Here is a 9504-nt window from a genome sequence, read left to right on the forward strand (position 1 = left end):
AGCAATGTCTTTACCAACAATAAGATGTGTATCGGAAATTCTTTCTATTAGTTGATTTTGTTTGTCTTGCATTTTAAAATTCATAGTAGGGCTTCCTCCTTAAGAGTCTGAGTTAGAGTGGTGTCTATACTCATATCTTACTGAGGGGCTTTATTTTTTTCAAACCTGATATTTAACGATCTACAGGAATGCTAAACCAGCTAATAGTTTGTCGACAATTTTCAATAAAAAGATTAATAACCTCGTGGTATACTAAAATGTTTATGCCAAATAACCTTCCGTTAAACCCTAATTGGAGTGTTTTGTTGTATTTAGTTAGATATGGTTTTTAAATCATATATTGGAAAGTAGTTCTGCTTTTGTAAGGCGTAAATCCAATGTAAGAAAAATTAAGTACCTTCAATATTAGAAGGTATTTTTTTCCGGAAATGAAATATATAAAGTAACACAACCTTTGTTCTAAGATGTTTTTATCCTATTAACCAAATAATTTAAAGGGAGTGCGGTAAATGGTAAGTATGTCCATAGATAGTATTTGTCCAAAATGCGGAGAGATCAATCAAGTGGAACATAAAGGGGAAAAAATTCTTATCGTAACTTGTAAGAATCACCATATGTACGACCATATCGTCATCCCGTATTCTCGAACCCATCCGATTAAGGATGAAAAACGGATTAAATTAGAAGAAATGCTCGTAGAGAAAAAATTCCATCGTATGAGTGATAAATCAACGATATGTCTTCTTATTTTTAATAATGGGTATGAAATTGAAGGACGTTCGACAGTTCGAGATGTTGCAGATTTTCGTACTGTAGTGGGTAAGGATAAGGCCTATGAACAAGCATTAAAGAAAGCAATGGTGGCCTTAGGGGCATACCTAGTATAATAGCAAATTATTAAAAAGGAGTAGAACCCTTAGAATGGCGATACTACTTAACGATATCGCAGTTTTTTTTGATTGTGAATAAATTGTGATACTTGATATGATAGGAATTAATAAATATTTTTGGTAAAAGGAAAAATGGTAATTGAGTAATATCTGCATATACTGGAGGGGTCATAGAGTGAATAAAACGGAATACTGGAATTTAATAGAGCAGTCCAAGTCTTCCAAAGAAGACCAGGTTGAATGGTTAACAAAAGAACTTAGTAAGAAGTCGATAGATGAAATCGTGGATTTTGAGTTTACTTTCGAAAGTTACATGAAGGAAAGCTATCAATCTCATCTATGGGGTGCTGCCTATCTGATCATGGGAGGATGCTCTGATGATTCTTTTGATTATTTTAGAGGATGGCTCATTTCACAAGGACAAGAGGTATACGAGAAAACACTGAAGGAACCCGATTTTTTGGCAAATTATATAACTGATGAAAATTTGGGAGATGAAGGTGTTCCGGAATACGAGGATTTTCTAAATGTAGGTTTTGATGCCTATACACTGAAAAAGGATGGTGACCCAGAAGATTGGGATGAAGATTTGTATGACGAGATGCTAGAGTTGCTGTCTCAAAAGGGATTGGTAGATAATACAGAAATTGAATTTGATTGGGAAGACGAAGATGATCTAGAAGTGATGTTTCCAAATCTTTGGGAACGATTTGGAGAAGATCCTCTAGGTTAAGTCGCTCTCATTTGGAGGGACTGTAAGGTTAAGTGGTAGATTTTGGTTGGTAAGTAGTGACTGCACTGTTTGTCATTGGTACATAAGGTCTAAAAAAACTAATCAAACGTTTGATTGGATCGCTGGAATCCTTGGTACGTATGGGCCGAATAAAATCAAAACCCAAAATTAAGCCTCGATAGGTTTAATTTTGGGTTATTTTTAGGACTCACCATAGGCGAACAGTGACAGTCACTGTTCGCAAATTTTAACACGTATTAAACTATTATAAAGTAAGGAAGGTGATTCATTTGGTTGCAGGAATTGTAACTGCCGCTTTATTGCTAGCAGGAGTGGTTACAGGAGTAGTGGTACTAGCGGCAAGGAACCGACCTAAATTAGCGAAAGAAAATATACCTGAGCATTTGGGAGTGCTTACCCCTGTTCCTGTGACACCATTGCTTGAAAAATTAGATTCCGCCTTGAATTCAGACTATGTTGAACAAGTGAAGCAGCGTTTTCTTCAAGATAATCCGAAACGGTCGGAAGATGAATTTGAATGGCGGCTTTTTGAATTAAAGCGTTATTTATTGCTTGCAGCTATGTTAAAGGAAACGCCTATGTTCAGTGAAGAAGTGGATGAGGTTTGGCATACGATGCTGCTTTTTACGCAAAAATATCAAACTTTTTCGGAGCGATTTGTTGGGAAAATGCTGCATCATACGCCTAATACTAGTCCAACTCCTGCACCACAGGAACGAGCTTTTTTTGATTGGGTGTTTTCACAGTTGTTTACGATCACTGAATTTAGTTGGAAATCTTGGGGAAGTTTTTTTAAATATCCAATTGATAAGAGGGTCTTACAAGAATTCAAGGAAGAAAGTAATGAATGGCTGATTAATAGATATTTTAAAGTTAATGAAGATAATAGGAATACAGTTGAGTATCTCGTCAGAAAAATGAAGCAGCAGGTAAGTGATGCGGAAGTTATGTATCAAGTGGACGAAAAAGGTCAGTTTGCTAAGCAGAGAAGGTACGGTGAAATGACCAACCTGTCTCTTGTAATGGTGTTTTTCTCTTACTTTTATTTTGATGATTATTGGAAGTATGCGAGTGCGTATACGTATGCCAACGCGGCCAATTACACTAGCGGCTGCTCAACTGCCATCTTTTGCGGGACTGCTTCGGATGGTTCTGGTCATGGGGATGGAGGTCACGGAGGCGGTCATGATGGAGGTTCAAGTTGCTCAAGTTGTTCTAGTTGTGGTAGCGGATGTTCCTCATAGGGTAAGCTTTAGTTCATAAAGCCTGTTCACCGGAAAATAAAGGGTCATCGGTCGATGTTACAGTGCCCGAGTGAGGGCTTTTTTTAATCGAACGGTCACTCTAACGGTGTTACAGTGCCCGAGTGAGAGCTTTTTTTAATCGAACGGTCACTCTAACGGTGTTACAGTGCCCAAGTGAGAGCCTTTTTTCATCGAACGCTCACTCTAATGGTGTTACAGTGCCCAGGTGAGGGCTTTTTTAAATCGAACGGTCACTCTAACGATGTTTTAATGCCCGAGGGACTACTCTGTTTTCCTCAAACGGTCAATGGAACGTTCTTTCATGCACCGCGAAAGCTCCCTTTTTCGTAAATGTAAAAATGGCAACAAAGTTAATTAACAAAGCTTTTTAAAAAAAGAGAAGTGGTTTTCCTATCTACAGCTAAAACACCCATTTCACCTCATTTTATTATCTATCTCCATCTTTCCACGATCGGATATATCGGTAGATCATCCATTTCCTGCTTTTAACTCCAATCGTTTTGCAAACCCAGTTGAATTAGTAGATGAAATAACAAGGAGCATTGTACATTACCAATCTTTACAATTTTTCTAGTTTACTTTTACAAAAGTTCAGTAAATTCTTAAATATAGTGCATATTTGCTGATATGAATGTTATTTAGGACGAAGATGGCGAATATGGTAAAAAATAAGTTTGAATTTTGTTCAAATGTTACTTAACATTTGTTCACTATCTGTGCTATAGTTATTTTGAAATAATAAGTGGATAGATGAAAGCGTTCGCTTTGGGAAAACACAAACCAAGATTTCAAGAAGTTATTAGTCAGATTTCTACTAGTATTTAGCAGCTGAACAGTTTGTAACTTTAATGATCTTAAACTTTCTTTAAAATATATATAAAGACTTTAACCTAAATTTAGGGGGAAAACGATATGAGAATGGTTGATATTATTGAGAAAAAACGTAATGGTCTTGAATTAACAAACGGAGAAATTCAGTTTTTAATAAATGGATTTACCAACGGAAGTATTCCTGACTATCAAATGTCTGCATTTTCAATGGCGGTATTTTTCCAAGGAATGTCCAAAGAAGAACGCGTCTATTTGACGGAAGCGATGGTTAACTCTGGGGATCAAATCGATTTATCCGGAATTGAAGGAATTAAAGTAGATAAGCATAGTACTGGCGGTGTTGGTGATACAACCACACTTGTGTTAGCGCCATTAGTCGCCTCTGTTGGGGTACCTATTGCCAAAATGTCTGGCAGAGGTCTTGGGCACACCGGCGGCACGATTGATAAATTAGAATCAGTTAAAGGTTTTCATGTTGAAATTACAAATGACGAGTTTATTCGTTTAGTGAACAAAAATAAAATTGCTGTAATCGGCCAAAGTGCCAATTTAACACCTGCAGATAAAAAGCTTTATGCCTTAAGAGATGTAACCGCTACAGTCGATTCGATTCCGCTTATTGCAAGCTCAATTATGAGTAAAAAAATTGCCGCAGGAGCAGATGCGATTGTTCTTGATGTGAAAACAGGCAGTGGGGCTTTCATGAAGAATCTCGACGATGCGAAAGAATTGGCACAGACAATGGTGGACATTGGAAATGGTGTAGGACGGAAGACAAAAGCGATCATTTCTGATATGAGCCAGCCGCTCGGGTTTGCCGTAGGAAATGCTTTAGAAGTGAAAGAAGCAATTGATACCCTTCGTGGACAAGGTCCAGAGGATTTACATGAATTATGTTTAACACTTGGCAGCCATATGGTCGTCCTAGCAGAAAAAGCAGCCGATCTGCAACAAGCGCGTGAAATGTTGGAAGAGTCGATCCGAAACGGAAAAGCATTACAATCCTTTAAAACATTCCTTGCAGCCCAAGGTGGAGACGCTTCTGTTGTTGATGATCCTACAAAACTTCCTACAGCTAAATATTCGATCGAAGTACCAGCCCTAAAAACAGGATGTGTTGCTGAAATCACTGCCGAGATGATTGGGATTGCCGCAATGATGTTAGGAGCTGGACGCATCACTAAAGAATCGGTCATTGATTTGGCAGTAGGCGTTGTTCTCCACAAAAAAGTAGGCGATTTTGTCCAACAGGGTGACGCACTTGTGACGATCCACAGTAATCGTGAGAATGTTCAAGAAGTCATCGAGAAAATTTACGCAGCCTACAAACTAGTTGAAGAAAAAGTAGCTCAACCAACACTTATTTATACAGAAATCCATTAATCCCTGACGAGGTGGGCTTGTTGGTCAGTCTCAGGCTTTTTGTTTTCTTATAGAAAAATCATGAATGGAGAATAATAAATTAATTGATCAAGCGATCGAGGCTCGGAAATAAGCCTATACGCCATATTCAAACTTTCAAGTCGGTGCAGCTGTATAGCCCTGTAGTCAGGTTCGGAATCATTTACATCTTAGAATAAAATACATCATTGTGGAGGAAATCATGAAATACATCATAGCCATCATTGGATTACTTGTTGTTTTTGGACTTGCTTTTGTTGCGAGTAATAATAAGAAAAATATTAAAATCAAACCGATTATCCTAATGGTCATCATTCAAGTAATATTAGCGGCATTATTATTAAATACAAAATTTGGTTTAGTCTTAGTTAAAGGATTTGCTGACGTTTTTAGTAAATTATTAGAATACGCAGCCAGCGGTATTTCCTTTGTGTTTGGCGGGCTTGCGAATAAAGGTGAAATGTCGTTCTTCCTTAATGTATTACTTCCAATCGTGTTCATTTCAGTATTAATTGGGATATTCCAGCATTTTAAAATACTCCCTATCATTATGAAAGCAATAGGCTTATTGTTAAGTAAAGTAAATGGTATGGGTAAATTAGAGTCATACAATGCCGTAGCTTCCGCGATCGTTGGTCAATCAGAGGTATTTATTACGGTTAAAAAGCAGCTCGGCCTGCTGCCAGCCCATCGCTTATATACATTATGTGCGTCCGCGATGTCAACGGTTTCGATGTCCATTGTCGGTGCGTATATGACAATGATTGAACCAAGATATGTTGTGACAGCACTTGTGATAAACCTATTTGGCGGATTTATTATTTCATCGATTATTAATCCATATACTGTGCCAGAAGACGAAGATATCCTCAACATTCAAGATGTGGAAAAGCAAAGCTTCTTTGAAATGTTAGGCGAATATATTATGGATGGATTTAAAGTAGCCGTCATTGTCGGTGCTATGTTGATTGGATTTGTTGCTTTAATGGCTGGTATCAATAGTGTTTTTGATATGGTTTTCGGAATTTCATTCCAGGAAATTTTAGGATATATTTTTTCGCCATTTGCCTTTATCATGGGAGTTCCATTTTCAGAAGCTGTCCAAGCTGGGGGAATTATGGCAACGAAGCTTGTCACAAATGAGTTTGTAGCGATGATGGATTTAGCAAAAATACAGGAGAGCTTTAGCCCGCGTACATTAGGAATTATTTCTGTCTTCCTTGTCTCGTTTGCAAACTTCTCCTCGATAGGAATTGTTGCAGGAGCCGTAAAAAGCTTAAATGAAAAAAAGGGAAACACTGTCGCACGATTTGGTCTAAAACTTTTATTTGGAGCAACATTAGTTAGTGTTTTATCATCCGTGATCGTAAGTATCGTTTTATAAATAAGGTTGAAAAGGCAATTTCTTTTCTTAATCGAGAAGAGAAATTGTTTTTTCATTTGGAAGGGGGGAAGGTTGTGAAAATAGTTTTTCACAACTATTAATATGAGTTTTGTTGGTTTATTTCTCTCAGGTGCAGTATTATTTTTGAACAGTCTTATGCTATTGGGGAAGGCAGAAGCAAAAAGTGTAGGTGTTTTTAATATATTCGTTGGAATTATTCAAATAATAATCCCATCTTACTTAATGATTGTAGCGGGTCAAAATAATTGGGAACTTTATAATGTTGCATCTATTTTCCTATTTGGCTTAACCTATTTATATGTTGGGGTGACCGTATTGAAAGGGCTTGATGGCAGCGGTCTCGGTTGGTATAGTTTATGGGTCGCTATTATTGCAGTCGTCTATACGTTAACATCGATTATTCACTTTCACGATGTTGTCAATGCATTAACATGGGGTATGTGGGCACTATTATGGTTTCTGTTCTTTTTATCAAATGCGCTTAAAAAGAAAATAGATACGTACATTGGGATTGTAGCTTTCGTACAGTCATGGGTAACGCTGACCATTCCAGCTTTGCTGTATTTCTTAGGTGTTTGGAATACACGACTTGTCTCTCAAATCTGGACCCTCGTTTTAATTCTAGCGATTGTCTATTTTGTTGTAAGTCTTTTCAAAATGAAATTTTCATTTAAAAAAGAGAATAGTGGACAAGAAATTCAAGTGATATAATCAAAAGATATGCTTCAAAAACCTGTGTAGATTTAATCTAAACAGGTTTTTTTATGAGAACGGTGCCTGTGCGTTGCGAACCCAAAAGAAATAAACCAAACACCCTTTCTGGTAAGAGAGGGTGTTTTTGGTTTATCGTTGTCTGTCATATCCTTCGACAAAAACGATAAAACTTTCTGGGGTGTGACAGGTACTGAATCTATTTTTTATTTTTGTTGCGTTTTACCAATATAATAAATAAGCATAAAAAGTAGGTTCTTTTCTTTATAGAAAAGATTGTCAAACATCATTGAAACATATGCCACGATGTGTGAGAACTTCTATTTGAATAGTTCATATTTAGCTATATTAATATATTTTTGTCTGAATATGGAATTGTTGACAATTAAAAACAGCCATAATATAATCTGAATTAACTTAAAACATTCAAAAACAATCATAAACGAGCAATAACGTTCAAATAAAACTCCAAAAATAATCATTGAAATGATTTTATTTTCAAAGAGATGAAAACGGTAACAGAGGGGTTTATACCTAATAATCTAGTAGAAAGGATTTATAGATCTATTTGTACAACCTAAAAACTATTTTTAAGGAGGTGATGCAATTAAAACTGAAAGCGATAACAAATTTAACTTCTTTAAATAATCTTTAAGTTCATAAAAACTAGGGGGATCATAATGAGAAAAAATGTAAAAATGCTATTAATACTAGTTTTAATGTTTGTAATGGTTGTGATGACTGCGTGTACTAGTGCTAGTGAATCATCAAGTGAATCTACGAAAGATAACAAAGAGCAAAAAGGTGACAAAAAGTTATCAATTGGATTAACTGTGGGTACTTTGGCCAATCCTTTCTTTGTTGCCATGTCAAAAGGGGTTGAAGAAGCAGGGAAAGAATTAGGTGCAGAGGTTTTTGTTGAAAGTGCTGAATATGATCTCGCAAAGCAAACATCTCAAATTGAAAACTTCATTACAAAAAAAGTAGATGTAATTTTATTAAATGCTGTTGATACAAAAGGAATTGCAGCAGCTGTTCAACAGGCAAAAGACGCTGGTATTCCTGTAATCGCTGTAGATACGAATGCTGAAGGTGGTGTTGATGCTACTGTTACATCGGATAACTATCAAGCTGGTAAACTAGCTGGAGAATATATCATTGAACAATTAGGTGGAAAAGGAAACATTGCTATCATTGATGGACCTCCTGTTTCAGCAGTAACAGACCGTATTAAAGGGTTTGAGGATGCTATTAAAGATTCTAAAATTAAAATAGTAGCGAAGCAAAACGGCGAAGGAAATCGTGAAAAGGCATTAACCGTTATGGAAAGTATTTTACAAGCTAATCCATCAGGCTCTATTGACGCCGTATTTGCCATCAATGACCCTGAAGCAATCGGTGTTGAAATCGCTCAAGAGCAAGCTGATCGTAAAGATGAATTTTTCATTGTAGGCGTAGATGGTGCTCCTGAAGTGACAGAAGCGATGGCCAAAAAGGGAAGTACTATTAAGGCAACTTCCGCGCAATCACCAAGTGAAATGGTGAAAAAGGCAGTTGAAATTGGAATGAAAGTGAAAAATGGCGAAGACGTAGAAGACCTTATTAAAGTTCCGGTTAAACTTGTTACTCAAGATAAATTAGATTCTTACCAAGGGTGGTAAGCCTCCTCCAATCAAAAGGGCTGATAAGGAAGAACCCTTATTCAGCCCTTTTCAAATTAAAATAAGGGGTGAGATAAAAGTATGGCAGTTACAGAACGGGTAGTGAAGGTTCAACATGGTCATAAAAATCCAGTGTTAAATATGGAGGGAATTAGTAAAACGTTCTCAGGTGTAACCGTATTAAACAATGTGAAAATTGAACTTTATCCAGGTGAAGTACATGCCTTAATGGGTGAGAATGGAGCCGGAAAGTCAACTTTTATGAAAATATTAGCAGGGATCTATACACCTGATAATAATGGTGGAAAGATCTATTTTAAAGGTCAGCCAACTTTGTGGAAGGATCCTGTTGATGCAAGGAACAAAGGTATAAATGTTATTCATCAGGAGTTAAGCCTTTCTCCCAATTTGTCGATTAGTGAAAATATCTTAATGGGTTCAACCTTTCCGAGAAATCGGTTAGGGATGGTTAAGTGGGGAGAGGTGCATAAAAGTGCACAAAAGGTGTTGGATTCAATGGGTTCTAATCTTGACCCACGCCAATTGGTTTCAACCCTAAGCGTGGCTCAACAACAAATGGTGGAGA

At 36.9% G+C, this 9504-nt stretch carries 8 protein-coding genes; all 8 read left to right on the top strand.

The features are described 5' to 3' along the window. Nucleotides 1–509 precede the first annotated feature (509 nt). Nucleotides 510–887, top strand: a complete 378-nt coding sequence (locus tag J7E63_RS28920; protein ID WP_215018762.1) for a Gp49 family protein — start codon at nucleotides 510–512, stop codon at nucleotides 885–887. 178 nt (nucleotides 888–1065) lie between these two features. Continuing rightward, nucleotides 1066–1623: a DUF4240 domain-containing protein gene (locus J7E63_RS28925; RefSeq protein WP_215018764.1), complete on the top strand. Its 558-nt coding sequence runs from the start codon at nucleotides 1066–1068 to the stop codon at nucleotides 1621–1623. 290 nt (nucleotides 1624–1913) lie between these two features. Then, a complete protein-coding gene (locus J7E63_RS28930) occupies nucleotides 1914–2888 on the top strand; it encodes a glycine-rich domain-containing protein (protein WP_215018766.1) in 975 nt (324 codons plus the stop codon). Between the two features lie 933 nt (nucleotides 2889–3821). Next, nucleotides 3822–5123 (top strand): pyrimidine-nucleoside phosphorylase, encoded by a 1302-nt coding sequence (locus tag J7E63_RS28935; RefSeq protein WP_215018768.1) that lies wholly within the window; start codon nucleotides 3822–3824, stop codon nucleotides 5121–5123. Nucleotides 5124–5343: 220 nt separating this feature from the next. Then, nucleotides 5344–6525, top strand: a complete 1182-nt coding sequence (locus tag J7E63_RS28940) for a NupC/NupG family nucleoside CNT transporter (RefSeq protein WP_215006701.1) — start codon at nucleotides 5344–5346, stop codon at nucleotides 6523–6525. A 102-nt stretch (nucleotides 6526–6627) separates the two neighbouring features. Beyond that, nucleotides 6628–7257 (top strand): AmiS/UreI family transporter, encoded by a 630-nt coding sequence (locus J7E63_RS28945; RefSeq protein ID WP_215018769.1) that lies wholly within the window; start codon nucleotides 6628–6630, stop codon nucleotides 7255–7257. A gap of 680 nt (nucleotides 7258–7937) precedes the next feature. After that, the gene (locus J7E63_RS28950) at nucleotides 7938–8918 is read left to right on the top strand and encodes an ABC transporter substrate-binding protein (protein WP_215018770.1); all 981 of its coding nucleotides are present in this window, start codon (nucleotides 7938–7940) and stop codon (nucleotides 8916–8918) included. Nucleotides 8919–8999: 81 nt separating this feature from the next. After that, the coding region (locus tag J7E63_RS28955) for an ATP-binding cassette domain-containing protein (RefSeq protein ID WP_215018771.1) at nucleotides 9000–9504 on the top strand (505 nt) is incomplete at its 3' end.

It is taken from the genome of Bacillus sp. ISL-75 (assembly GCF_018613095.1).

Excerpts from the sequence above, each read along its gene's own strand:
- J7E63_RS28920 (WP_215018762.1), top strand. The coding sequence starts at position 510 with ATGGTAAGTATGTCCATAGATAGTATTTGTCCAAAATGCGGAGAGATC.
- J7E63_RS28935 (WP_215018768.1), top strand. The coding sequence starts at position 3,822 with ATGAGAATGGTTGATATTATTGAGAAAAAACGTAATGGTCTTGAATTA.
- J7E63_RS28940 (WP_215006701.1), top strand. The coding sequence starts at position 5,344 with ATGAAATACATCATAGCCATCATTGGATTACTTGTTGTTTTTGGACTT.
- J7E63_RS28945 (WP_215018769.1), top strand. The coding sequence starts at position 6,628 with ATGAGTTTTGTTGGTTTATTTCTCTCAGGTGCAGTATTATTTTTGAAC.
- J7E63_RS28950 (WP_215018770.1), top strand. The coding sequence starts at position 7,938 with ATGAGAAAAAATGTAAAAATGCTATTAATACTAGTTTTAATGTTTGTA.